We start from the raw sequence: 25,719 nt of genomic DNA on the forward strand, positions 1-25,719 counted from the left end.
TCTGATCCCCCCTGCCCCCCTTGATAAGGGGGGTGCCGATCCCCCCTGCCCCCCTTGATAAGGGGGGTGCCGATCCCCCCTGCCCCCCTTGATAAGGGGGGTGCCGATCCCCCCTGCCCCCCTTGATAAGGGGGGTGCCGATCCCCCCTGCCCCCCTTGATAAGGGGGGATCTGAGAACTTTTAACACCTACCTACTTAGGAAGCCAGATCTTTTCACTATTTCCTAACTGTTTTACGGTTTTATATCTAGTCTATCAGCAGTCAGCATATCCCTCGCCACTCTCACCGATATGGAAATTCAACGGGTCATCTTAAATAACATCGGGCTATTTGAAAAGCTGGAAATTTCCTTGGCGCCTACAGAGCAAAACCCAAGCAACATTACCGTTTTTGTTGGTAATAACGGGGCTGGTAAAACTGCTATACTAAAAGCATTAGCAACTTCTCTTAGTTGGTTTACTGCTCGTTTACTTACAGAAAAAGGGAGTGGTAATCCTATTTATGAAGATGCCATATTTAATACTGCTAATGCTGGCAGCATTGAAATCGAAGTCTCGGATCCCTCCAAATCATTAAACAATCCTGATCAAAGCGAGATTGACCATTATTTCAGATGGATTCTTGCCAAAAATAGAAAAGGACGTAAAGCCCAATATAATAGCAACCTTAATGACTGTACGCGCTTGGCCAATCGTTATCGTGATGCCCTCACCCATGATGACAAAACTAGCCTACCTCTAATTGCGTTTTATCCTGTCGAGCGTGTCGTACTCGATATTCCACTAAAAATTAGGACTAAGCATACCTTTTTGCAATTGGACGGTTATGATAACTCCTTAAGTCAGGGCGTTGACTTTCGTCGCTTTTTTGAATGGTTCCGAGAACGGGAAGATACCGAAAATGAATCAGGAATTCCTGAAGACGTTCTAAACCAACTAAGACCACTAGCTGAAACCAATCAAGACTTATGGCAATTGTTAAACGAACGCAATGCCTCAGCTAAAGATCGGCAATTAACAGCAGTTCGCACCGCCATTAGCCGATTTATGCCCCATCTGGATAACCTTAGAGTCCGTCGTAAACCTCGTCTCTACATGGCAGTGGACAAAAATGGTGAAACCCTCAACCTAGCCCAACTTTCACAAGGCGAAAAATCCCTAATGGCTCTTGTGGGTGATATTGCCCGCCGTCTAGCCATGCTGAACCCTGCCTTAGAAAATCCTTTAGCAGGTGATGGTATCGTTTTGATTGATGAAGTCGATTTGCATCTACATCCCTCTTGGCAACGTTGCCTCTGCGATCGCCTGACCGAAACTTTCCCAAATTGTCAGTTTGTGCTGACAACCCATTCACCTCTAGTGATCAGTGATTGTAAAAATGTTTTGATCTACACTTTAGCTAATGGCGAATTGCGACAGTTGCCCTCTCAATATGGGCAAGATGCTAATACTGTCTTATTAGATGTCATGAATACCAGCATTCGTAATGAGAAAATTGAGACTGAATTGAACGATCTGTTAGATGCCATACAAGATTCAAAGCTAACCGAGGCTCAAAAATTGCTGGCAGAATTAAGTGAGGAACTACCTGCCAATCATCTCGAATTGGTCAAAGCCAAACTACTGCTCCGTAAACAAGAATTGCGTCATGGGAACCATTAGTAAAGGGGCTGAACCTTATGCGAACCATTAGTAAAGGGGCTGAACCTTGTTGTTTAACAGCTTGGAAGAGGAAGAACCCTTATGGGGCATACGATGATTTAGATAAAACAGAAGAAGGGAAAGTCGTTCGGGCAAAGATTCGAGACTATGCTCTTAATGAGCAGTTTTATCTTTGTGCCTATTGCTGCCAGCAAATCGAAGAAATTAATGCTTGCCATAATGAGCATTTAGAAGCTCAAAAGCTAAATCCTAAACGTACGCTCGACTTTTCAAATATTGTTGCTAGTTGTAATACCCCCAATCAATGCGGTGATGCACATAAATCTCAACACCTACCCCTAACTCCCCTGATGACAGAATGTGAAACAGAACTACGATTCAAAATTAGTGGACGGGTAGAAGGATTGAGCGATCGGGCAGTTGTCACGATTCGAGTTTTAAATTTGGGTGACGATGAAAAAAATAACCGTGCTTTGATCGAAAAACGGAAGCAGTTGTCTAATGCTTTATTATGGGCAAATGATATAAATCCAGATGACGGCTTAGAGGATGATGAAATATTAAATATATTAATCAGTGACCTATCACAACCTCAGCAAGATCAGATGGAACCTTTCACTCCAGTAGTAATTAATATCTTGAGAAGTTGGCTCCAGGCTTAAGAGCAACCCTCTTGATAAATCTGCTCTAAATTAAAACCTAAAACAGACAAATAACAACTCAAATGCAGCGGACGGTTAAAAGAAGTAAGGATTACCAGAATTCAAAAAAGCAATTTTAATAAAAAAAGCTTTTTTCTTTGTTGTATTCCAGGCTATTTAAGGGTTTAGACTGATTTAAGCTACTAATTTACTATAACCAGTCTAGGAGAGCCAGAAAAGTTAAGGGATGGGATTAAAAGAGTGATTGTAATTCTGGACTCTAATCAAAGAAAAATATCCCAGTCGTCGGGTTATTATTGCTACCAAAAATATCAAAGATTTCCAAAACATTACTGATTGCTCCCTCTGGCAAGATATACATTATTAAAGCGAAACCGCTTGCTTTTATTTTTTTCAATAATAATTATAGATCCAAAACAATCTATTTGCCACCCGAAAAACTCTTGATCAATTTGAACTCGATCGAGGATAATTAGAGAAAGTATCTTTGCTGGTGAAATTGAGCTTTACTTTGTCTAGGAAAAACCTGCCTTAGACAAAGTAAAGATCAGAAAATCCTACACCATGGATACTCTAACGGTCGTGCGGTGCGCCAAACCCAACGGTTAAGGTGTTACCCATTGGCTCATAATAAACGTTTACTTCTGCCATTTTTGTCTGATTAATTATAAGGTTGTAATGATTGGGTAGGAGCGAATTTTTTGGTCAACTGTAATAATGATTAAATCATTTTGGATTGCTTGACAAATTAGCAGTCTATCAAAGGGATCACGATGCAAGGGAGGTAATTTCATTAAATAGGCGATGCTTTCTTCATCAATCGTTAAACTCGCTATTTGATGGCGATTGCGTTGTTTGGGCAGATAAACTTCTGGTGATTCTGGCAAGGGAAGTTTACCTAATTGATATTTAATAATGGCTTCCCAGATGGAGGCTACACTTAAATATACGCTATTTTTAGCGTCTTTAATGGCATCACAAAAATCTTGTGAAAGTTGAGGATCTCCATTAAGAAACCAGAGAAAGATATGAGTATCGAGTAAAAGTCGCATGATTTTTATAAAGGGTTTTCAAAGTCCTGTAAGATTTCATCGGGTAAGGTATCGTCAAAGTCAGCAGGAACGGTAAATTCTCCTTGACAGAGGGCGTAGGGTCTAGGCGTTTTTGGCTCTTTTTGTTGATTCCTTCTGGCTTGGGTAAATAATAAAAAGTCAAGCAGTTCTTCAACAATTTCTTCGGAGATTTGAGATATTTCTTGGATCAGTCTTTCTCTAGTTGTCATTAGGTTTGCTCCTTTTAAGGTTGAATATTTAAGATTTGACGTTGTTGATTATTACGGCGATCGAGTTCTTGCTTAAGGGTTTCTTTTGTTATCGTTGGCATTCAATTTTTCTTGGCGGTCTAATTGCGGGAAATAGCTCTTATAACAGTATAGCTATTGGTTTGGTGGTTTTGGTCGTTTACATAGGGTTTTCTGAATAATGGTAAAACCCTTTTAAAATAAGGCTTTTGACCTGTTAAAATCCGATGTTAGTGCCAGACAATCGGATTGGGACTCTCAAAAACCTTTTGAAAAATCTGGGAACGAGACGCATTCATTCCTTTAAGTGTGTCAATCTATTCTAGGGCTACAGAATTGGCTCCTTTATAAGCTTGGTTAAAGGCTACAAACACAGTTGAAAAAACTGCGATTGCCACCTTCATACCAAACAAGCGAAACCGCTTGCTTTTATTTTTTTCAATAATAATTATAGATCCAAAACAATCTATTTGCCACCCGAAAAATTCTTGATCAATAGGACTCGATCGAGGATAATTAGAAAAAGTATTTTGACTCATAACCAAATCTAATCAAGAAGCCCAGTGACGATTCCCCTGCTAGAGTTGTTTGTATTCGCCACCGTTTTGTGCGGATTTTTAGGAACATTCCTGAAAAAAAACTTAATCATGAAGATTATCGCCATGGATGTCATGAGTACCGGCGTTATCGCCTACTATGTAGTGATTTCTTCCCGTGACGGTTTATTTACTCCCATCCTCGGTACAGTTAAACAGCAAAATTACGCCGATCCTGTACCCCAAGCAGTGATTTTAACAGCGATCGTCATCGGTTTTTCGATTCAGGCGTTAATGCTGGTGGGAGTGATGAAATTAGCCAAAGATAACCCCACCCTCGACAGCAGTGAGATAGAAAAAAATAACACACCATGAATACTTTAACGATCGCTTGGATAAGTTTACCCTTTTTGATCGGCTTTATCATCTATTTATTGCCGCGATTAGACAAATATCTGGCTCTCGCCGCCACTATTATCTCTCTCGCCTATTCTCTCCTTCTATTTAGCCAATCCTCCCCCATAACCCTTAACCTACTGGATAATTATGGCGTGAAACTGGTAGCCGATCAGTTAAGTGCCTATTTTATCCTCACCAATGCCCTGGTGACCATGGCGGTGATCTTTTATAACTGGGAAAGTAGCAAAACCGCCTTTTTTTACGCCCAAGCTATCATTCTCCACGGCAGCATTAATTCTGTCTTCGTCTGTGAAGATTTTATTAGCGTTTACGTTGCCCTAGAAGTAATTAGTATTGCCGCTTTTCTGGTGATTGCCTATCCTCGCAGCGATCGCTCTCTCTGGGTTGCCCTGCGTTATCTGTTTATCAGCAATGTGGCGATGTTATTTTACCTTATTGGCGCAGTTTTAGTCTATAAAGCCAATAATTCCTTTGCTTTTGCTGGTTTAAAGGGCGCACCTCCCGAAGCCTTGGCTTTAATCTTCATGGGATTATTAGTCAAAGGGGGAATCTTTGTCTCGGGATTATGGCTACCGATGACACACTCGGAATCGGAAACCTCTGTCTCGGCGCTGATGTCGGGGGTGGTGGTAAAAGCTGGCATTTTTCCCCTCCTGCGCTGTGCTTTAATCCTAGAGGATTTGGATGGACTAATTCGGCTTTTGGGGGTGCTAACGGCGATTTTTGGCGTATCCTACGCAGTGTTTGAAAAGGATAGCAAGCGGATGTTAGCCTTCCATACTATTTCCCAGTTAGGTTTTATTTTAGCCGCCCCAGTAGTCAGTGGTTTTTATACCCTTACCCACGGTTTAGTTAAATCTTGCCTATTTCTGTTAGCGGGAGTTTTACCCAGTCGCAATTTTAAAGAATTACAGCAACAATCGCTCCCTAATTCCCTCTGGATTGCCCTAGTGGTTGCTAGTTTTTCTATCTCTGGATTCCCCCTATTATCTGGTTTTGGGGCAAAAGCGTTAACGATGAAAAATTTAGTCCCCTGGCAAGAGATTATGATCAATCTTGTGGCGGTGGGGACGGCGATTTCCTTTGCTAAATTTATCTTTTTACCCCATGCGGGTGGCGAAAGTAAACAGAAGCTAACTATCGGTTTCTGGATAGCAATAATTCTACTCCTTGCCGCCCTATTTTTATCCAATGCTGTCTATGTTGAAGCTTATAATCTTCCCAATATTATCAAAGCTTTAGCCGTCATCGGTGCGGGGTGGTGGTTATATCTGGGAGTTTTCAAAAAGTTATCCCTAAAATTATCGCGGGCATGGGAACAATTTGATAATCTCGTCGGGATGATGAGTATAATGTTAGTTCTATTATTTTGGATGGTATTGGCATGATCGGACATATAATTCTGCGTTTAACTATGTGGTTTTTGCTCACCGCTAATTTTACCCCTGCTAATATTATGATCGGGGTGGCTATTGCTTTTCTTTTACCCCGTAATTTCGCCTCTAGCGAAACTTTAGGCGATTGGTTAAAGGTAATAATTAAAGTTTTTATGGCTATTCCCCAAGCTTATAAAGAAGCGTTTGAGATTATCTTTCGTCCCCACAAGGAAGAAGAAATTATTTTCGAGAGAATGTCGGGTAAACGTTCACCCAGATTAGCTTTTTGGGATATATTTCTCATTACTTTTACACCGAAAACTATCGTCACCGAATACAAGGAAAATGAGGGTTATGAAGTTCATGTAATTAAACGGAGTTCCCAGGGATGAATATTGTTCTCATTGCCATGATTGTCGCCCTATTAATTCCCCTTTATGAAGTGGCAAAAAATGATGACATCTGGCAAAAAATGGCCGCCTTTGCCAGTGCTTCCAGTAAATCATCTATTATTATTCTAGTGGTGTCAGTTCTGCGGGATGATTGGATGATTGGAGTGGTAGCAGTGATTATTCTCAGTGTCGGTAATGCCGGCTTTATGTTATTAGCACAAATTCTTAAACGACTGAACGAATCATGATTGACATTTTCAGTTATATCTGCATCACTATCGGAGTTTTTTTCTGGTTTTGGGGAACGGCGCATCTTTTAGACAAGCGCTCGGTATTATATAAATTACACGGTCTATCTGTCGCTGATACTTTGGGTTCCATGGCGATTATTTTCGGGCTACTTTTGAAAGTTCCCCACAATTGGCCTTTATTATTATTGGCAATAATTTCCCTAGCAATTTGGAACACCATGTTAGGCTACGTTTTAGCTTATACTTCTAGCGATCGAGAGTAAAATTAAAGATGAATGAAAGTTATCTCTATGTTATTGTTGCCCTCTTGCCTTTAACTGCGGCGATGGTGATGTTACAATCTAATCCCTACCAAGCTTTAGTAATTCGCGGGGTTTTAGGGGCAATAGCAGCCTTAGTTTATGCTTTATTAGGGGCGGCAGATGTATCTTTAACCGAAGCTTTGATGGGAACCATGTTAGCTGTAACTCTCTACGCAGTGGCGATTCGTTCCTCTTTAGTGATGCGTTTAGGAGTAATTGCCGAGGAAACCGATACAGTTTTAGAACAGTTAAAAACTCAACTACAAACGGTTTTAAGTAAACGTTTTATGCGTTTAGAATTAGTTGCCTATAGTGATAAACAAGCTTTGCAACAGGCACTTATGGATAAGGATGTTCATGCCGTCTGTATCCGTCAAGACAATCCAGAAACCATCCCCTACGAAACCACAATTAGATTACCCTATCTCTACGATATTTTTAAAAATGAATTAACGGCAGCAAACACGATTTTAACCTGTATTGAAACCCCAAAATTAGAGGAGAAACACTAATGAAATGGATTTATACTCTAGCCGCCATTGCCTTCGCTGTCAAAATGGTAATTATTCCCAATACTGCTTCCTCTATATCATCCTTAGAAATTGTTGAATCCCTAGTGCGCGACGGTGGTGTTCCTAATGCGGTTTCGGTGGTTATTTTTCGTAATCGTCTTTACGATACCATCTATGAAGTGGTTGTTTTTACTATTGCGATTATGGGGGCAAATTTTCTTTTAGCCACTGAAAAACCCGCCAGTAAAATCCATCAATTTACTGACCAACCTTCAATTATTTTAGCCCGTTTAGGGTCAACAATTGCCGCTTTAGTGGGCATTGAATTAGCTATCCGCGGCCATTTAAGTCCGGGGGGAGGTTTTGCCGCCGGAGTCGCCGGAGGTACGGCAATTGGTTTAATAGCAATTACCTCGTCTCCCGAATGGATGCAAGCAATTTATCGCCGTTGGCAAGCGGCAACATGGGAGAAAATTTCCGTCTTAGTTTTTATTGTTTTAGCCGCCATTACTCTCTCAGGATTTGAGTTACCCCACGGGGAATTAGGGGCGCTATTTAGTGGCGGCATTTTACCGATACTAAACATTTTAGTCGCCGTTAAAGTAGCTTTAGGTTCCTGGGCAGTAATCCTCGTTTTTATCCGCTATCGCGGTTTATTGTGAAGCGTAGATGGACAAATAGAAAAAAGAACGTAGGTTGGGTTGAAGCATGAAACCCAACGCCCGCTCATGTTACGCTACCGCTAACCCATCCTACAAATAATTGTGCCTCCCTACTTAATATCTATATTTATGGCTGTAGGTCAAAACTGAGGATTAAACCATAATCATAACATGACTTGATGGTTGAAAAAATGCTATAGTAATTTTGTTGCCCTCCTCAAGAATCAATAGGCATCTAATGATTCTGCTAAAAGAACTCCCGAGGTAAAAATTATGGTTAACGTTATTCGCGGTTCTTCAGCTAAACCTGTATCTTCTCAAAGATTAGCTAAATATTTTGAGGAAAGAACAGATCTAGAGGGAACATTGTATATCGGCTATCCTATTATTGGAACTCCCCAAGGAGGATATCAAATTGATGCTCTATTAGTCTCTCGTCAGCAAGGGGTTATTATTTTTAATATTGATGAGGGAAAAAATTATGATTTGGATATTGAAGGTACTCAAGACGAGAGCATAACCAAGTTAGAAGCAAAACTGCTGTCTTATAAAGAGCTTGTTCAAAAAAGAAAGCTAATGGTTAACATTTCTGTTGCCACCTATGCACCGATTTGGAATAATTATCCAGAAGGAATTAACCTAGAGGAATATCCTGTTCTTATTAAAGATAAAGATCTTGATGATTTTATCGAGAAATATCAAGGCAATGATTCTGAATATTTCGAGAAAGTCAACTCAGTTATACAAGCTGTTACAACCATTAGAAAAAAAGACGCTCGCAATTATGTCGTTAAACCGGATTCTAGGGGAGCAAAGTTAAAAAACTTAGAAGATTCTATCGCTAATCTTGATGAAACTCAAAATAAGGCTGTTTTAGAAACGACTAAAGGTGTACAAAGAATTAGAGGTTTAGCTGGTTCGGGAAAAACAATTGTCTTAGCGCTGAAAGTAGCTTATCTTCATGCAACTCATCCCGATTGGAATATTGCTGTTACCTTCTATACACGCTCGTTAAAGGATCAATACAAAGATTTAATTACTCGGTTTAGTTATGAGCATAAAAATTCCGAACCAGACTGGGAAAAAGTAAAAATTATTCACGCTTGGGGGAGTCCTAAGATAGAAGGAATTTATTATGAGCTATGTAAACGACATAATATTGAATATTTAGATTTTAGTCAAGCAGACAACCTAACATATTCGGATGAAGAACCTTTTGAGTTTGCCTGTCAAAAAGCCTTGCAAGAGATTAAAAAATTTCATCAATATTATGATCTTATTTTAATTGATGAAGCCCAAGATTTTCCTCAAGACTTCTTAAGACTCTGCTATGAAATCTTGAAAGATGATAAACGTTTAGTTTATGCCTATGATGAGTTGCAAAGCTTAAATAGTAAAGTCATGGATTCTCCCGAAGTTATTTTTGGAAATGATAACCATGGTAATCCTAGAGTTAAATTGGAGAATTTACCCAGCGAACCCCAACAGGATGTGGTTTTAAATACTTGTTACAGAAATTCTCGTCCTATTCTTTCCTCTGCTCATGCTCTAGGTTTTGGAGTTTATTATCCAAAGGGAATAATTCAAATATTTGATAATCCTCAATTATGGCAAGATATTGGTTATGAGGTTGAAGAAGGAGAATTAAAATCAGGAGAATTTGTTAAACTGATTAGAACCCCCAAAACCAGTCCTAAATTCCTTGAAGAACATTCTTCTATCGATGATATTATTAACTTTAAATCTTTCGATAACAATCAGGAGCAATTTGAATGGCTAGTAGAACAAATTGAAAAGAATCTCAACGAAGATGAATTAAGATGCCAAGATATTATGGTTATCCATCCAATACCTAAAAATGCTCGCAACGTTTTTGGAAAAGCTAGACAAATGTTATTTACAAAAAATATTAATTCTCATTTAGCAGGCAGCACATCTTCTCCCGATGAGTTTTTTCAAGAAAACTCGATTGCTTTTACACAGATTTATCGTGCAAAAGGCAATGAAGCGGCAATGGTTTATTTCATTAACGCTCAAGAATGTTTATCCGGTTCACAAATTGCTAGTAACCGCAATATTTTATTTACAGCGATGACTAGAAGTAAAGCTTGGTTAAGAGTTATTGGTTATGGAGCAAATATGCAAGCTTTAGAGAGGGAATTTCAGGAAATTAAATCGAGAAATTTTGCTCTTGAGTTTACCTATCCAACCCCCGAAGAACTTCAACAAATGAAGAAGGTTTATCGAGATACTCTTAATACCAAGAGAGATACAAATGACAGGGAAAAGCAAGAAGTAATTGCCAAGTTAAAAAGTATAGAATTTTCATCAGATGAAAAAAACGAAATGATCAAAATACTCCAAGAATAGTTAAGAAATGCTTAATGTTCAGAATATCTTTAAAGATGTTGAAAATTTAACGGCTAAATTGATAGAAGTAGGATTATCAAGTCAGCAGAACTTTCCGACTTTGAATAAATTGAGTCAAAATATTTCTGAGATTAGCTATGCCAATAGTTACGACTTATCCATTGCCCTAAAAAATGTTGCCTATCAAGATATTTATGATGAGCTTGATCGCAGTAAGAATTATAATATTAAAATGATTGATGGAGCCTTGATTCAATTACTTTATCGCTTCCGAAGCTCTCAACTACTATCCCACAGATTAGCTTTCTTCTCCTCCCCTTATTTAGAATCCTTTCAAAATGAGCCAGAACTATATGAAGAAGATGAGATATTTGCCGATATTATCGCCAAAAATATTGTAGCTGTACCGATTAGATTTGATTATGATCCTGATAATTTTCAAGAGATTCATCACCCCAAATGTCATCTCACCCTAGGACAATTCAAAAACTGCCGAATTCCAGTGTCCTCCCCTTTAACACCCAGTATATTTATTGCTTTTATCCTTCGTAACTTTTACAATACAGCCTATCATCTATATTCCGAGCAGATCAATTTTAACAATCAGCGATTTCCAGAAACCATAACTGAAATAGAAACAAATATACTACATTTTGCTATTAAATCTCCCTCTCTATAGTCCCTATCGGATTTACCCTCATACAGTTCAGCAAAACCTCGAAATTTTTTCTCAAAAAAGCTTGACAAAATCCCTCAACTTGACTTATACTTTCTAGTATAATGGGAATCCGTGCCTGCCTGCGAACAGCTATTTTTTGAGAGAATTAAAGGAGTCAGGGAAAATAAAGACTCCTTAGCCAAGACAGTTTATTTGTGGAATTGGTGGAGTAGGTTGCGAAATTCCTGAAAACTAATCAGATTATTGCAACCTGTATCGGCCTGCTGTAACATAGCTTCGATTTCCTTGTCTGTCACCCTCGGTTCGATCGCCTGAAGACAAGCTTTTAACTCCTCAAGGCTAATTTGTCCCGAACCATCACTATCGAATAGCTGGAATCTTTCTAATAAAATTCTTTCCTGTTGATCAAGATCGCTCTCACTACTAAAAGATAGACGATCGAAGACCTGAAAAGCGCGGGCGATATTCTGCCATAATTGATGGGCCAGAGGACGATGGAGAATCGTTTCCTCCTCCTGACCAGTAACTCCGTACTGGCGACGCAAAGACTTGACAGTTTCGGTTTCTGCGGCCGGCAATTCCGTCAATAAATGCTCGATCGCCTCCCTGGAACTCTTACCGGTTAACACTTCCAGCAATTCCGATCCCACCTGGCGATCGGGGTCTTTTTTCCAAGTCACCAACAAACTTTCTAACAAAGCATCGCGATAACTCTGCAAACGCAACCAATCCTCGCGACTATACTGCTTTTCCGGATCGAGAAGTTCGGCCGATTCCACACCCAACTCTGTTAGAATTGCCTGATGTTCTGCCTCGGTAATCGTCAACTCTAAGCGCATTTGTTGCAGGATTTCGAGGCTGTGGCCGAAGTCAGTATATCCCTGCTCCAAAGCCTCTTTTAACACGGCTTTATAGGCTTTTAAACACTTCTGGTGGGTGAAATCCGGCAGTATCTTGGCTAATACATACACCTCATCCGCATCCAAAGTTTCCAGCGATCGCCGATCGAGATATTTAGCCGTATCGAGACCCAGTTTACCCAACTGTTTACGCAATCTTCCCGCGAGTCCTTCCCGTTGGTAAAGACCCGGATTCCTTGTCCAGGTGCGATATAACCATAAACTACTCAAAACAGCCGCTAAAATACTAGCGAAATAATGCCAAAATTTTGGCAAAAGATTAATAAAAGGACGACCACCGAAAATAAGGAAGAAATTGAAAATCAGAAAAGTTCCGACAGTAAAGACGCGGTGACGGATAATTTCTGTCGATAAGGGCGACTTTTGGCGAATTCTATAGACTTTATAGGCATTTTCAACTTTTTTACCGAGAAAGTAACCCAAAAAAGTGCAGATTGCCAAAGTTAAGGGGACAGCTACCAACTCCGGAATCGCAATTGCCTGACCTGCAAGATAAAAACCCGGTTTAAAGAGGGATTCTAGCTGATTTTCGTCGTGCGCCCAAGCTCCAGAGAAATAATAGTCCCAATTGCCAGCATATAGATAATAATAGATAAAATAGCCAAAAACTAAGCCAAAATAACCGTAATAAAGCCATTGGCGATCGCTTTTAGTAATCCCGTCCCAATAGGCTCTTTCCGCATCGATATCGATACAGGGACTCTGACAGGCAACACAGGCACTTTGTTCGCTACCATCTTCATGGACAATACGACACATAGATTGAGTAATCCCACCGCGACTGTCTTCATGAGCGGTGCTATTCAGTAAACCCCTCGGTTCACAGTAAATCCTTTCCACTGGACTCATGGGACAGAAGTAGTTACACCAAGATTTGCCCCCATACCAATAACCCACAAAGATGGCCGCTAGAATAGTAAAGATTAAAAAGCTACCCAAGACTAAGCGATCGGAATTATCAAAAAGAATCCGTCCGCATAAACCCAAAAATAACAGACTTAATTGTAGATAGAGATAATTCCGAGCTAACCAAGAGTTTTTCGGCACTTTATAGATTTCAGAGCGGACTTTTCCCGATTTATCGGTCTGTTTTTTCTGACGCTGTTTACCCAAAGCGCGCGGTATTTGAGAAAGAAAGGATAAAGGACAGATACGCCGCCAGAGTTCGTGACCGAATACTAATAAGATAAAAATGCTACTAGGAACCACTATTCCCCAAAAAATCGGCGCACCTAACTGATAGGAGGATTGGGGTAGGCAAACTCCCTGCACTTTAATGCACAGATCGGGATCAACTCTCAGGGGACTAGAAAGATTATCAGAATCGGTTAATTTTGCCGAAATCGGGTCAAAAAATAGAGAAAATATCAGAATTAACCAAGCGATGGTAACAACCCATCGCAGATAGTGCATTGATCGTTCGGGAATTTGTGCAAACATAGGTCCAAGTAGTGACGGAGAAGAGACTTTTAAGGGAGATTAGGGCTTCAATCCTCGAATTATCAAGCTTTTCCTTTAATAGCGGCGAAAAACTGTCCTTTTTGATAGACTAATCTGACCCTTTTCTACTACCGAGGAAATTCCCTTTCCGGCAGCAGAATGCGGCCTTGACAAATTAACAGCGATCCGGTAGATGTAGGAAAATTGTCTTAGAATATTATCTACGCTGCTACTATCACTAAACTAGAACATTAAAGAGCGCATTAGCTTAATCCTTCTCAAAAGTTTAAATTCTATGGCTGAAAGCTTGAACCATAAATCCGAAAAACCTTCTCCCCCTCCCGTACCCCAAGAAAATCCTTGGCTAGAAGCAGTTAAAACCATTGTCACGGCTGGAATTTTGGCTTTTGGCATCCGCACTTTTGTGGCCGAGGCCCGTTATATTCCCTCTTCTTCCATGGAACCCACTCTCCAGATTAACGATCGCCTAATTATCGAGAAAGTTAGCTATCATTTTCAGAAGCCAGAACGGGGTGATATAGTGGTTTTTAGTCCGACAGCCGCTCTCAAAGCTCAAAATTTTCATGATGCTTTTATTAAACGGGTGATTGGACTGCCGGGGGATAAGGTGGAAGTCAAAAACGGTCTAGTTCACGTCAACGGTAAAGTTTTAGCGGAAAAGTATATCGCCGAAGAACCTAATTATACTTTCGGACCGGTGACAGTTCCCCCCGATCAATATTTGGTTTTGGGCGATAATCGCAATAATAGTTATGATTCCCACGCTTGGGGCTTCGTTCCCCGGGAAAACTTAATCGGTCGCGCCGTGGTGCGTTTTTGGCCCTTCAATCGTCTGGGAGGACTTGACAACCCCGACGCTGCCACAAATCGGAATTAATGTCAAGAAAATTTAGTCATTTTCAATAAATTCTAGACATTCTCGACCGGTGAAAGTCTCCACTGGTCTAATATTGGTCTTCTCAATCCCGATCGAAATGACTAGAGATTTTTCAGTATTATGAGGTACAGTAACTAATATCAGTTATCAGTTTTTTAGCCATCAGCTTGTTTCTCCCTCTTCCCTAAAACTGGAGACTTTGTATCTGACCAGTATCAGAATTGCGACAATATTTGGAAAATTGTTTTAATTCTAGTTTTCTATAAATCTAACTTTTCAATATTGCTTTGGGCCATAGACAAATGATCAAGATCCAGTGGATCACTGTCAACATAATCTTTTGCGGTCATATCTTCTAAGCTTACTACTAAACCATCAGACTGAAAACGTCCAGATTTAGGTAATAAATTTAACCACTTGTCTAGCCATTTGTCCCATCCAATGCCATTATAGTCGTCTTGTTCTTCTTCACGAATAAAATAAAACATAAGTTCAGGATTTTCATCATTCCACGAAGGTCTTGCACTAACTCTAATTTCTCGCAAAGCTCGTAAGGCTTCCCCTTCATCACTTTGTTTAGTATGCTTATCTTGCATCCGTTTTTGAAGTTTACTGACAAATTGAATAAAATCATCTGGAAAAGCAAAACGGATTCTTTTTCTTGCTATCGCTTGTGTTAAGAGTCTTTTTTCTTGATCAGTTACACAACCCTGTTGACGATTCCATTGTAAGATTAATGCTTTTTCGACTGTCATTACCCTATCGAGATCAGCTACTAAGTTTAGTTTGGCAACTCCTTCAATGTAAGCGTATTGAGGTCGTCTGCCTTTTTTTATCTCACTAATTTGTTCAGCTTCAATTTCTACCAGAGGAACAACTTCTAAAAAAGGACGTTTACAACAAGAACGGACAATATCGCAAGTTTGTGTAACAACAACTAGACCTTTTACTTCCGATTCTACAAGATCATTTTCTTCAGCATCTTGCTTTCTAGAATCAGGTGTAAGAGGAAATTGAGGATTAAATCGATGAACAAACCACTGTTCTCCTAAAACAAAATCCCCTTGACACCATTTGTGTAACTCATTGTTAATGAGATCAATCTGTTTGCTTTCCACTGCGATTTTGACCACTCCTCAATGTTTTAGCAGGTCTAGAACGTCCAACATCATGATGAATAGAATCTTGTAAAGCATCAATTAATATCTCCGGTGGTAAAGGCCTACGAAGCTCACTCTCCTCCTCAGACAAGGGTGTTAATTGCGGTCTTTTGGGTGGATTACCACGCCCAAGATTCTCTCTTACTTTATCATATTCTCCTGCTCTTAATTGGTCTAAAGGCAGTTCCCCATCAGCATTAGGATTCAATAATAACTTACGGTTAAGACTTGCACTTCCTCGATCAATATATCTAATCACTCCCAGTAATCTATTTAATTTCTCCTCATTGTCACTAGCTAGAGGCTGTCCACTTGCCCAAAAATGAATGCTTCGACGTGAAACATCAAATAGTTTGGCAACTTGCTCCCAGGTCAGTCCACTGGTTTTTCTTAGTTCATTAATCGCTTTTTGACTATCTTGAAAAAGATGAGGATTGTGCTTCGGAATAACTATTCCGCTATTAGTTCTTTCTGAAATCGCTAGTAACTTTTGAGTGGCAAGACTACCAGAGCTAATGGTACTGGATTCCGCAATACCAGCAAACATTCTAAATCGTTTTTGAGGATTGATTGGGCCAAAAGTATTTGAACGTTCAAGCACTAAGTTACTCATTGTTCACCTCCAAAGCGTCTTAGAAATTCTTCGGTTACTGACCATCGGAAAAAAGTATAAATTCTTTCAGAAAATCGTTTTGCATCCTCTAAAATTTTTTCAACGTCAAATTCTTGATTCTCTGAAATAGACATATCTAAATCAAGAAACCAACTCGGTTGATCAATCGGTTCAAGGACATTTGGATCAAAAGTAGCGTTACTGGGAATCAATCCCCATCGTGCTAAAAGTGTCCCTTGGGTATTAGGTAACTGAAACAGAGATTCATTATAACTTTGAAGAATATGTTCTTGAAATGTTGACGCGGTGATATTTATCAGTTCTGATCTGACTAAATTAGAAATATTCTCTACATGAATACCCTCAATACGATCAACGTATCTAATACCGATTCGCTCAACAAGGTTGGGTTGAATATGTTCATTAACCGCAGTTAAAACTTCTCTCATTCGCTCTAAAAAGTCCTGACGACTGACATACTTTGATGTGTCTAAGGCTACAAAATTAGATGCTAATGAGACTCGCCAATGATTATTGGCATCTGTAAATCGCCAGATAGCCTCAGCTTGAGATCTGACGGCATCTTTTTCTTGATTATCAAAAGTTAATTGATAAGTTCGTTCCTGCCGTAACTTAGGATACTTTGTTCTAATAGCTTCCTGAAATGGAGTCACAAATTTCTTATCCTCAACGGCCAGAATTTGTGGGAACCGTACTTGTCCAAGCACACACACTAGAGGTGCATTAGTTAAGTGAACCTCTGGAGGAGTTGGATCGATCAGTGGATTGTTAATATCGACCACTTTGGACATTTTAGGCTATTTATCTCCTGTATTAAGCGTTTTTAGCTAATAAGTAGGGAGGCACAATTATTTGTAGGATGGGTTAGCGGTAGCGTAACCCATGCAGGCGTTGGGTTTCATGCTTCAACCCAACCTACGTTCATCTTATATTTAATTCCACCCACCCACTCAGAACACAATAACTATCGGAAGAACTGTTCTGTATCTCCATTGTACGGCAAGACTGTGAAATAACCAGTGAAGTTTAAGAATTGCTATATTTAATTTTCCGATCGATTCTCTCTCTACACCTTCCCCCTCTCTCAGCCAGATGGAGTGGTTGATACTGCCATTAACCCACCCCATTTCCACAGAAAAGGGCTAAATATAAAAATTCCCCCTAAAACTAGGGGGATTCAAGCATCTATTTGAACATATTACTCACGGAATTGTCCTCATGGATGCGCCATATTGCCTCACCCAGAATCGGGGCAACCGGCAAGACTTTTAGTTGCGGGAAAAAATGTTCTTGCGGCACGGGAATCGTGTTAGTAACGATCACCTCCTCGACTATGCCACTGGATAAACGCTCGATCGCAGGACCGGAAAAAACCGGATGGGTGGCACAAGCATAAACCTGTCGCGCCCCCTTATCTTTCAGTAACTGCGCCCCTTGAGCGATCGTACCGGCCGTATCGATCATATCATCGACTAAAACCGCCGTTTTATCCTTAACATCGCCGATCAAGTTCATCACTTCCGCCACATTATGGGTTTGCCGGCGTTTGTCAATAATTGCCAGGGGTGCATCATCGAGTTTTTTGGCAAAAGCCCGCGCCCTAGCCACCCCACCCACATCGGGAGAAACCACGACGATATCGGGTAATTTTTTACTGAGAAGATAGTCCACCACCACTGGGGAACCGTAAACGTGATCGAAGGGAATATCGAAATAACCTTGAATTTGGGCCGAATGCAAATCCATGGCCAACACGCGACTTGCCCCCGCTTCCGTGATTAGATTAGCCACCAGTTTAGCTGCGATCGATTCCCGTCCGGCGGTTTTGCGATCGGCGCGAGCATAACCATAATAGGGAATTACGGCGGTAATTTGTCGGGCAGAAGCACGACGACAGGCATCAATCATGATCAACAATTCCATCAAGTGATCGTTGACGGGATGGCAACAGGGTTGAATTAAATAGACATCACAGCCGCGGATCGATTCCTGAATCTGGATGTACAATTCACCATCGGCGAAACGTTTACGAATCATCGGTCCCACATCCATACCCAGATAACGGGCCACCTCTTGGGCAAGAGATACATTAGCGGATCCCGAAAAGAGACGCAGACGATTGCTGTCCGACGCGGCGGGAAACATCGGATGTCGCATCAAAGTAGCAGAATAGCTCACAGCAGATTCTTTACCCTCAAACTCAAGGCACTTTTTTCTATCATCTCAGTTTTGTTGAAAATCTGAGTGGATTTCTTTGTTAGATCTCAATCTTAACCAATTACCGATCATCTTCCAGTCGTTGCGGCCCCTTTTAGCGGCAATTGCCATGGCCAAATTGCCGCCGGATTTTGTCAAAACCGATTAACGTTTGGCTAACTTTTTCACCGGTAATTTACGCAGACGGATCGATTTCGGGGTAATTTCTACCAACTCATCTGGTCCAATGTATTCGAGGGCGCGTTCGAGACTCATATCCACGGGGGATTGTAACTGAACCAATTCATCCCCGGTGGCGGAACGATGGTTAGTTAACTGTTTAGTTTTGCAGATATTAATCTCCACGTCTTGGGGCCGGTTACTTTCGCCGATAATCATGTTTTTGTACACTTTTGTCCCCGGAGTAATAAAGAATACCCCCCGGTCCTCGGCGTTTTTGAGGGAGTAGAAAGTGGCGACTCCTTCCTCAAAGGCAGTAATCACGCCATTGTAACGGGTGGCTAATTCCCCGGAAAAAGGACGATATTCGAGAAAACTATGGTTCATAATCCCCTCACCGCGACTCAGACGGATAAATTCCCCCCGGAAACCGATTAAACCCCGGGCCGGAATCACGAATTCCAATTGAGTACGGCCATTGCTGCCCGTCTGCATATCCTGCATTTCCCCTTTCCGTTGGCCGAGACGTTCGATACTGGAACCTACCGCTTCTTCGGGTACATCTAAAACGAGGTATTCGTAGGGTTCGCAGGGTTGACCGTTTATTTCCCGATAGATAACCTGCGGCTGCGATACTTGGAATTCGTAGCCTTCCCGACGCATGGTTTCGATGAGAATGCCTAAATGCAGTTCTCCCCGTCCCGAAACTAGGAATTTCTCGGCAGAATCACTTTCTTCCACCCGCAGAGCGACGTTAGTTTCTAATTCTCGCATCAGACGATCGCGAATTTGCCGCGAGGTGACAAAAGTGCCTTCCTGACCGGCAAAGGGAGAATCGTTAACCGAGAAGGTCATTTGTAGGGTCGGTTCATCGACTTTAATTAGGGGTAAAGCTTGCGGGTCATCGGCTAAAGTTACCGTTTCCCCGATGTTAGCGTCAGCAAAACCAGCCACAGCAACGATATTACCGGCGCTGGACTCGTTTAGTTCCACCCGTTTGAGGCCTTCAAAACCAAGAAGTTTTGTTATTTTACCCTTGACAATTGCGCCCGTATCCTTTACTAAAGCGGCCTGTTGACCGGCTTTAATTACGCCGTTATGGATGCGGCCGATAACGATGCGTCCTAAGTATTCCGAGTAATCGAGGGTGGTTACTTGCAACTGTAGGGGTTTGTTAACGTCCCCGGCCGGTGGTGGAACGTGGTGTAAAATCGCCTCAAACAGGGGCTGCATATCTTTGTCTTCGTCTTCGAGGCTTTCTTTGGCGAATCCTTGCATCCCGGAAGCGAACAGAGTAGTAAAATCACATTGGTCGTCATCGGCACCCAGTTCCACAAACAGATCGAAAACTTTGTCCACGGCTAGGTTAGGATCCACGTTAGGGCGATCGATTTTATTAACCACGACAATCGGTCTTAATCCCTTTTCTAGGGCTTTTTTCAGCACAAAACGCGTCTGGGGCATCGGCCCCTCGTTAGCATCGACAATCAGGATACAACCGTCCACCATACCTAAAACCCGTTCCACTTCGCCACCAAAGTCGGCGTGACCGGGAGTATCGACGATGTTAATCAGGGTGTCTTGGTAACGAACGGCGGTGTTTTTGGCCAGAATGGTGATACCGCGTTCTCTTTCGAGGTCATTGGAATCCATGACGCAGGTGGGTACATCTTCCCCTTCTCGAAAGATCCCCGACTGTTTGAGGAGTGCATCGACGAGGGTGGTTTTCCCGTGGTCAACGTGAGCAATGATAGCAACGTTACGAATAGGCAGAGACATAAAATATTGAAGTAGTCTTAGGTTTATTTTTACGGGTAAACATTTCTTAATAATTCTAGCTTAGACTGACCAGCACCGTTAGCAAATCTTTATTTTTCCTTGATTTCCCATCAGCAAGCTCTACTGATTACTGTTTACAGAATCCCCAAACCCTAGGCAAGCAACCCACCCTCGCAGGAGTCGAGACGATAGAAAAGACGACTGGAGGCAGGGGGTAGGGGTAAATTAAAGCTAGAGTGAAAATCCTCTTGAACTTTGTAGGTTAAGCGGGGGGAAACTTGGCGAACAATTTGTGTCAACAGTTTGTCACCGGTTTTTTGGAGAATGGGACGGGGAATTTTATGAATAAACTTGGGAAACTTAACCATAACATCCATACGCAGTTCCCAGGTGACTTGGGTGATAACCGCCGGAATTTCCCGTCCCTGTTGCCGAAAAATTGCCTCAATTTCCTGACTAGGAGAAGATAGCGGCATTTCCTCTAGTTTCATAATTGCCTGATAATCCACTAGATAGCCCAAAAACGGTTGATCGGGAATGGGAACACTGCGAGTATGATAGACTCCATTGACGGGCAGCTCCAGAACCACAGCGATTTTCGGCTCCAGTTCATAGCCAAAAGCACCATATTTCCCGATGGTGATAATATAACCATTGTCACCGAAGGGCAGAGTTTTCATCGGTTCGGCACAACGACAAAACCAACCTTCGTGAGCGCCCAGATAATCGGCAACCTTGTCCTGATTGCTATACATATCCATACATCCAGCAAAATGGGTTTGAAAACCGAGAAATTGATTGTCTTCTTTGACTTCTACAGATTCGCGAGCTAGGGAGTTAATGGGGGGACGCTGCATGACTTATAAACCTGGCAAATGATAGTGCTAGAAACATTTGGGGATTAACCGCCAAAGGATCAGGGAAATTTGTAGAATCGAGATTAGTGTAACGTATTGTTAAAAACTATTAGGTGAAGAAGCGATGAAAGCATTTGTAGCAGGAGCCACAGGGGAAACGGGACGGAGAATCGTTGCCCAATTAGTCGAACGTCAGATTCCCGTGCGTGCTTTGGTGAGAAACCCAGAGAAAGCGGCGGAAATTTTGCCCGCAGGGGTGGAAATCGTCGTCGGAGATGTCCAACAGGCCGATAAGTTAGAGGCACTAATCGCTGATTGTAGCGTTTTGCTATGCGCCACGGGAGCCAGACCGAGTTTTAATCCCACGGAACCTTTGTTAGTGGACTACTTGGGAACTAAAAATCTCATCGATGCCGCAAAAAAGAAAGGAATCGAGCATTTTGTTCTCGTTACTTCCCTCTGTGTATCGAACTTTTTCCATCCCCTCAATCTCTTTTGGTTAATTTTATTCTGGAAAAAACAAGCGGAAGACTATTTAATCAATAGTGGACTAACCTACACGATTGTGCGCCCTGGAGGCCTTAAAAACGAGGATAATCTTAATGCCATTAAAATGTCATCCGCCGATACCCTTTCTGAGGGCAATATTCCCCGCACAAAAGTGGCCTCGGTTTGCGTAGAATCCTTATTTTATCCCGCCGCTAACAATAAAATTATCGAAATTGTTGCCCCCTCAGACGCACCCAATCTCGATTGGACCCAATTGTTTCAAAGTGTCGGCTAAACAGTTATCAGTTATCAGTTATCAGTTAACCTCTTAACCAGTCAAATAATTGACCGAGGGTGATTTGAAAATTCGTAGCAAAAGCGGGGACGGGTAAAAGAGCATTTTCTGATTCAAAAATAGCGATAGTTCGATCACTAAAATAAACAAAGATAATTTCTTCTTCTGGATCGATTAACCACCCCATTTGAGTGCCGTGATCCAGACAATAAAGAATATTTTTAACAACTTTAGTCTGATTTTGATCGGGAGAGAGAATTTCAATCAACCAGTCAGGAGCGATCGCAAAATTATTTAATACTTTTCCCTCGCCATCGCGGGGAATATTTTCCCAGAGAAAAACTGAAACATCAGGAACTAGAGAACGACTGCCAAAAGTACAACGCAATTCAGGATAGGCACGGGCAATTCGTTGGGGTTTTAGACTAGCGTTAATAGCTGGAACTAAATCACCTTGAATAGTGCTATGTTTACCTTGGGGCATTGGTTTAGGAATAATTTGACCGTCAATAAATTCCTTGGCGGGTTTAGTTTCTGGTAATTGTAGAAATTCCCTTAGTGTCAGGGAATTATTAACAGTGACAACCATAAAATTTTTTTATTGATCGCTATGATCGTTAATTTTATCGCAATTTCTCCAAGCAGAGAAGATCAAAAACGGGGCGTTGTCAAATTGAAAGATAATCCGAATCAGATGGGAACTCAAATTACTTTGATAGCAAGGATTGCATTGCATCTTTCATATTCTGATCTGACAACGCCACTTTACAAATCTTGCCAAGAAATATTAGGAATAAACTGACCGATTATCTCCGGATCATCAGTCCATTCAATTTCTGTAATTTCTCTTCTGGGAGTTACCGCAGTAAGTTTAGATTCAATTGATAAAAGCAGGTCTGCGTTTAGCCATGACTCACTGTAATGGGAAAAATCGCTAACATTAACTAAGCCAAATTTTAACAGAGTACATTTTGAGATTAGTGCGGATGAATTGATCAAAAAAGTAGTGGAAGTTTCTAATAATCGGGAAAAACTCAATAAACTTAATAAATATCGATGTAAGGGTTTGCTAAGATCAAATTGATCTTCGGTAAATTCAGTGTTGTTCACACTAATTTCTTGATTTAGAAAGTAAATGAACCCGTTTTGATGTGTTTTAAAAGCAAGAATATTGTCTAATTCTTCAATGGGTTGTAAAGATTGAAAAATTTGATTAGCTGATTCGGTTGCTTCATAATAATTACCCGCTTGAAGATGTTTAAGTTGATCATAGAAATATTGAGGTAAAATAATATCTTTACCGAAATCTAGGATTAACGCTGGATTGTGAATACATAAATCAGGTTCAATGCCGTAAATTTCCTTCATTTTTGGGTTCCTTTTTTAAGTCAAATTAAATTAATTATTATCAGGTAAAGTATATAATTGAGTGTGTTCACTACTTCCACATTGATTACACCTATTTCCACTTTCTTGCCAACTCTCTTGACGATGAGCTAGAGTACAGTTACTACAGAAATAAACCTGTTGCCTAGGTCGAAATTCTTCTTGAGTTAAGAGATCCCTTGAACCAATGACTGATTTTAATAATTCTTGAATGGTGGGATTATAGTCAGTATCTAAAAAGGCAGTATTGTTATTCGTAGAATGATCATTAGATGAATCTTCTAAAAAATCGTTTGATTCCCATACTTCAACTAATTCAAACTCAGGTAAAGTAAATTCTTGTGGGTTAGAATTAGATAATTCGGGAGGAATATCCCGCCATACTATTGAAGATTGATCAGGTGTGGGAGTAGGTCGATTAGATGATGATGTGGAAATATCTCGCCATCTAATTGAGGAGGGGTGGGAAGGTAGTCTCGAACCGTTGGCTTTATTAAAACAATAAATAATAATTCCAGCAATAAAAATACATCCAACAGCAACTAACCAAAACATAGAGATAACCTATTAATTATCCACGATCTTCCCATTTAATTTGTCTTAAATCAATGGGACTAGGCACAGTATAAGCTTTAGTGCTGTTTCCATGACCACAGGAACTACATTGACAATTATTATATTGCCAACTATCTTCATGGTAAGCTAATCGGTGGACTGAACATAGATAAACTTTTTCTCCAGGCCGAAAGGGTTCTTGACTAATCATATCTCTAATTTCTCCCTGACTTATATCAATCAGAATATTATTAAGATCATCAGGTATAGGAACAACATTTTTGTTAGCCAAAGAAGATGAAGTTGATGGTGACGACTGAGAATTGCTACTGTTCCTACTAGAGCTATTATTGCTAATAGCACCTATTACGATTAATATAGCAAGGATTATCCACCCAATCGGAAACCATGCAATTAAAGCTAGAAGACATATGATACCAAGCCAACCAGAACATCCAGAATTACTGTTATTGTTACTCATAATAATCCCTTCCTGATTCTTTTAATCCCTCCCTGATTCTTTGTAGATGAGAAGTGTTTTTAGTTAGATATTCAATACGATTGGGTATGTAAATAACGCTATCTACACTTTCTACACTTTTTCCTAAATCTTCTTGATTGGGATTTGAATTGTAGCTATACATAAAGAAAATAAAGCCTTTATCAGCATTCTCTCCGACTGATATAGGAATACTTCCATTTTGGAAATTACTTCCATTTTGAAAATTACTTCCTTGAAAGTAAGTATCAAAATGAGGATGAAAAATAGATCGAGCATCGACGATATCCATTTTTCGAGATAAATCAATTTCTTGATATTTTAAATCAACCGATTGAATTGACTGTTTTTGTGAGGGTTTAGCGACAAGCAGTTTAACTCTTCCACCACTACCAAGCTTATCCCCACCTTTAAAAACAGAAGACTTAAGATACTCTGGGTGGCTATCGCTTAACTCCCTTAGGTTTTGAAAATCTTTTGATGACATTTCTTCTATGTAAAATTCAAACGGAGAGTTATGTTGTTGACTGTTAAAAATATTCCCTAAACCTGGTAAATTAGCAAGTAGGAGTAGGACAATAACAACAATTCCCAAGAACATCAGAAATTGAATTATATCTATTTTTTTTCTAGGTATTCTTCGATTTTTTGTTGATCCATCTTGCCAAGTTATGGCTGAATTTTCAGAGGATATATTAACATTATCATTTCTTTTTCTTTTTCGTAAATTAGCCCCAACATTTCCATAAATTTTAGGTTGAATTTGTTGAGCCGTTCTTCCCAGAAAAAATTTCATGTCTTCACGACAGGGATCATAAACAATAGATAAGCACCAAGGATGATAAAAAAATGCCTGTTGCGTGTTCATATCTGTCCCAGACATAAAAGCCCTCAGATTAGGATGAGAGTGATACCAACCCACAATATTATCGTCTGGATGTTGTGCCTTAGCATAGTCCATAATTCCCGTCCAAGAATTAGGGGTAAAATCTAAATGTGCGCCTGTGCCAACAGTAGCAGGGGCAGCTACGGCTGCGGTAATATCAACATAGATTTCTAACTCAGTATCTTCATAGGCATTCCCGAAAAGAATTCCCCCTTGTTCAACTCTTAGGTTAGATTTTAAATGATCTTTTAGATTGCTTAGAGCATCGGCATTAATATATACTCTATGTACGCTTCCTTCAGGTTGACGATTAATACCTTTTTGTTCCATAAAATCACTGAGATTTTTAGGAATTGGTTTATAAACATCATCGCTTTCTTGCCAGACGATATTTATTTCTTCTCGGTTAGACATGATAATT

General features: G+C 40.5%; 28 protein-coding genes. 13 read left to right on the plus strand and 15 right to left on the minus strand.

The window, feature by feature from the left end; genetic code table 11:
* Positions 1 to 291 precede the first annotated feature (291 nt).
* Together O9324_RS05065 and O9324_RS05070 are read left to right on the plus strand one after the other, a co-directional pair.
* On the plus strand, positions 292 to 1,662 hold the full coding sequence (locus tag O9324_RS05065; RefSeq protein ID WP_288139616.1) for an AAA family ATPase: 1,371 nt from the start codon (positions 292 to 294) through the stop codon (positions 1,660 to 1,662).
* Between the two features lie 17 nt (positions 1,663 to 1,679).
* Positions 1,680 to 2,324 (plus strand): HNH endonuclease family protein, encoded by a 645-nt coding sequence (locus tag O9324_RS05070; RefSeq protein WP_288139617.1) that lies wholly within the window; start codon positions 1,680 to 1,682, stop codon positions 2,322 to 2,324.
* 665 nt (positions 2,325 to 2,989) lie between these two features.
* Here O9324_RS05070 and O9324_RS05075 read toward each other — a convergent pair.
* From O9324_RS05075 to O9324_RS05085, 3 genes are all read right to left on the minus strand, one after another.
* Positions 2,990 to 3,376: a type II toxin-antitoxin system VapC family toxin gene (locus O9324_RS05075; RefSeq protein ID WP_288139618.1), complete on the minus strand. Its 387-nt coding sequence runs from the start codon at positions 3,374 to 3,376 to the stop codon at positions 2,990 to 2,992.
* A gap of 5 nt (positions 3,377 to 3,381) precedes the next feature.
* Positions 3,382 to 3,606 carry a DUF2281 domain-containing protein gene (locus tag O9324_RS05080; protein WP_287630350.1) on the minus strand — a complete coding sequence of 75 codons (225 nt, stop codon included), beginning with the start codon at positions 3,604 to 3,606 and terminating at the stop codon, positions 3,382 to 3,384.
* 335 nt (positions 3,607 to 3,941) lie between these two features.
* Positions 3,942 to 4,163 carry a hypothetical protein gene (locus tag O9324_RS05085; RefSeq protein ID WP_287630349.1) on the minus strand — a complete coding sequence of 74 codons (222 nt, stop codon included), beginning with the start codon at positions 4,161 to 4,163 and terminating at the stop codon, positions 3,942 to 3,944.
* Between the two features lie 24 nt (positions 4,164 to 4,187).
* Here O9324_RS05085 and O9324_RS05090 point away from each other — a divergent pair, with 24 nt between their 5' ends.
* The 9 genes from O9324_RS05090 (at position 4,188) to O9324_RS05130 (ending at position 11,124) form a co-directional block, all read left to right on the plus strand.
* On the plus strand, positions 4,188 to 4,535 hold the full coding sequence (locus O9324_RS05090; protein WP_002796737.1) for an NADH-quinone oxidoreductase subunit K: 348 nt from the start codon (positions 4,188 to 4,190) through the stop codon (positions 4,533 to 4,535).
* Positions 4,532 to 5,968: a cation:proton antiporter gene (locus tag O9324_RS05095; protein ID WP_288139619.1), complete on the plus strand. Its 1,437-nt coding sequence runs from the start codon at positions 4,532 to 4,534 to the stop codon at positions 5,966 to 5,968. The genes O9324_RS05090 and O9324_RS05095 overlap by 4 nt, the downstream gene beginning before the upstream one ends.
* Positions 5,965 to 6,348, plus strand: a complete 384-nt coding sequence (locus O9324_RS05100) for a Na+/H+ antiporter subunit E (protein ID WP_193959127.1) — start codon at positions 5,965 to 5,967, stop codon at positions 6,346 to 6,348. The genes O9324_RS05095 and O9324_RS05100 overlap by 4 nt, the downstream gene beginning before the upstream one ends.
* Positions 6,345 to 6,596: a hypothetical protein gene (locus O9324_RS05105; protein ID WP_002739224.1), complete on the plus strand. Its 252-nt coding sequence runs from the start codon at positions 6,345 to 6,347 to the stop codon at positions 6,594 to 6,596. Before O9324_RS05100 ends, O9324_RS05105 begins: the two co-directional genes overlap by 4 nt.
* Positions 6,593 to 6,862: a monovalent cation/H(+) antiporter subunit G gene (locus O9324_RS05110; protein WP_002771875.1), complete on the plus strand. Its 270-nt coding sequence runs from the start codon at positions 6,593 to 6,595 to the stop codon at positions 6,860 to 6,862. The genes O9324_RS05105 and O9324_RS05110 overlap by 4 nt, the downstream gene beginning before the upstream one ends.
* Before the next feature lie 8 nt (positions 6,863 to 6,870).
* Complete coding sequence (locus O9324_RS05115; RefSeq protein WP_002771877.1) at positions 6,871 to 7,413, plus strand: DUF4040 domain-containing protein; 543 nt, start codon at positions 6,871 to 6,873, stop codon at positions 7,411 to 7,413.
* Positions 7,413 to 8,075, plus strand: coding sequence for a Na(+)/H(+) antiporter subunit B (locus O9324_RS05120; RefSeq protein ID WP_002738825.1), 663 nt, complete (start codon positions 7,413 to 7,415; stop codon positions 8,073 to 8,075). The genes O9324_RS05115 and O9324_RS05120 overlap by 1 nt, the downstream gene beginning before the upstream one ends.
* A gap of 273 nt (positions 8,076 to 8,348) precedes the next feature.
* A complete protein-coding gene (locus O9324_RS05125; protein WP_288139620.1) occupies positions 8,349 to 10,445 on the plus strand; it encodes a DEAD/DEAH box helicase in 2,097 nt (698 codons plus the stop codon).
* Positions 10,446 to 10,452: 7 nt separating this feature from the next.
* Positions 10,453 to 11,124, plus strand: coding sequence for a DUF2290 domain-containing protein (locus O9324_RS05130; RefSeq protein ID WP_288139621.1), 672 nt, complete (start codon positions 10,453 to 10,455; stop codon positions 11,122 to 11,124).
* A gap of 188 nt (positions 11,125 to 11,312) precedes the next feature.
* On the opposite strand, the gene O9324_RS05135 is transcribed toward O9324_RS05130, so the two are convergent.
* Positions 11,313 to 13,484, minus strand: coding sequence for an EF-hand domain-containing protein (locus tag O9324_RS05135; protein ID WP_288139622.1), 2,172 nt, complete (start codon positions 13,482 to 13,484; stop codon positions 11,313 to 11,315).
* 295 nt (positions 13,485 to 13,779) lie between these two features.
* Here O9324_RS05135 and lepB point away from each other — a divergent pair, with 295 nt between their 5' ends.
* Positions 13,780 to 14,382, plus strand: coding sequence for a signal peptidase I (gene lepB / locus O9324_RS05140; protein ID WP_288139623.1), 603 nt, complete (start codon positions 13,780 to 13,782; stop codon positions 14,380 to 14,382).
* A 260-nt stretch (positions 14,383 to 14,642) separates the two neighbouring features.
* Here the strand turns inward: lepB and O9324_RS05145 are convergent, their stop codons facing one another.
* The 6 genes from O9324_RS05145 to O9324_RS05170 all read right to left on the minus strand — a co-directional run bounded on the left by O9324_RS05145 (position 14,643) and on the right by O9324_RS05170 (position 21,188).
* On the minus strand, positions 14,643 to 15,500 hold the full coding sequence (locus O9324_RS05145) for a hypothetical protein (RefSeq protein ID WP_288139624.1): 858 nt from the start codon (positions 15,498 to 15,500) through the stop codon (positions 14,643 to 14,645).
* A complete protein-coding gene (locus O9324_RS05150) occupies positions 15,481 to 16,155 on the minus strand; it encodes a helix-turn-helix domain-containing protein (RefSeq protein ID WP_288139625.1) in 675 nt (224 codons plus the stop codon). Before O9324_RS05150 ends, O9324_RS05145 begins: the two co-directional genes overlap by 20 nt.
* On the minus strand, positions 16,152 to 16,967 hold the full coding sequence (locus O9324_RS05155; RefSeq protein ID WP_288139626.1) for a TIGR04255 family protein: 816 nt from the start codon (positions 16,965 to 16,967) through the stop codon (positions 16,152 to 16,154). The genes O9324_RS05150 and O9324_RS05155 overlap by 4 nt, the downstream gene beginning before the upstream one ends.
* Before the next feature lie 394 nt (positions 16,968 to 17,361).
* Entirely contained in the window at positions 17,362 to 18,333 is a 972-nt protein-coding gene (locus O9324_RS05160) for a ribose-phosphate pyrophosphokinase (RefSeq protein WP_271989451.1), read from the minus strand.
* A 204-nt stretch (positions 18,334 to 18,537) separates the two neighbouring features.
* On the minus strand, positions 18,538 to 20,331 hold the full coding sequence (gene typA / locus O9324_RS05165; protein ID WP_002740401.1) for a translational GTPase TypA: 1,794 nt from the start codon (positions 20,329 to 20,331) through the stop codon (positions 18,538 to 18,540).
* 152 nt (positions 20,332 to 20,483) lie between these two features.
* Positions 20,484 to 21,188, minus strand: coding sequence for a DUF1997 domain-containing protein (locus tag O9324_RS05170; protein ID WP_288139627.1), 705 nt, complete (start codon positions 21,186 to 21,188; stop codon positions 20,484 to 20,486).
* 124 nt (positions 21,189 to 21,312) lie between these two features.
* Between O9324_RS05170 and O9324_RS05175 the strand changes: the two genes are divergently transcribed.
* Positions 21,313 to 21,972, plus strand: a complete 660-nt coding sequence (locus tag O9324_RS05175; protein ID WP_185241040.1) for an SDR family oxidoreductase — start codon at positions 21,313 to 21,315, stop codon at positions 21,970 to 21,972.
* Positions 21,973 to 21,997: 25 nt separating this feature from the next.
* On the opposite strand, the gene O9324_RS05180 is transcribed toward O9324_RS05175, so the two are convergent.
* From O9324_RS05180 to O9324_RS05200, 5 genes are all read right to left on the minus strand, one after another.
* On the minus strand, positions 21,998 to 22,561 hold the full coding sequence (locus tag O9324_RS05180; protein WP_002771891.1) for a Uma2 family endonuclease: 564 nt from the start codon (positions 22,559 to 22,561) through the stop codon (positions 21,998 to 22,000).
* Between the two features lie 176 nt (positions 22,562 to 22,737).
* Positions 22,738 to 23,340 (minus strand): hypothetical protein, encoded by a 603-nt coding sequence (locus O9324_RS05185; RefSeq protein ID WP_288139628.1) that lies wholly within the window; start codon positions 23,338 to 23,340, stop codon positions 22,738 to 22,740.
* Between the two features lie 30 nt (positions 23,341 to 23,370).
* Positions 23,371 to 23,913, minus strand: coding sequence for a hypothetical protein (locus O9324_RS05190; RefSeq protein WP_288139629.1), 543 nt, complete (start codon positions 23,911 to 23,913; stop codon positions 23,371 to 23,373).
* Positions 23,914 to 23,929: 16 nt separating this feature from the next.
* Entirely contained in the window at positions 23,930 to 24,205 is a 276-nt protein-coding gene (locus O9324_RS05195) for a hypothetical protein (protein ID WP_223212311.1), read from the minus strand.
* A gap of 181 nt (positions 24,206 to 24,386) precedes the next feature.
* Positions 24,387 to 25,712 (minus strand): Mov34/MPN/PAD-1 family protein, encoded by a 1,326-nt coding sequence (locus O9324_RS05200; protein WP_288139630.1) that lies wholly within the window; start codon positions 25,710 to 25,712, stop codon positions 24,387 to 24,389.
* Positions 25,713 to 25,719: the final 7 nt, after the last annotated feature.

This window comes from Microcystis sp. LE19-84.1B (assembly GCF_027531875.1).
GTDB lineage: Bacteria > Cyanobacteriota > Cyanobacteriia > Cyanobacteriales > Microcystaceae > Microcystis > Microcystis panniformis.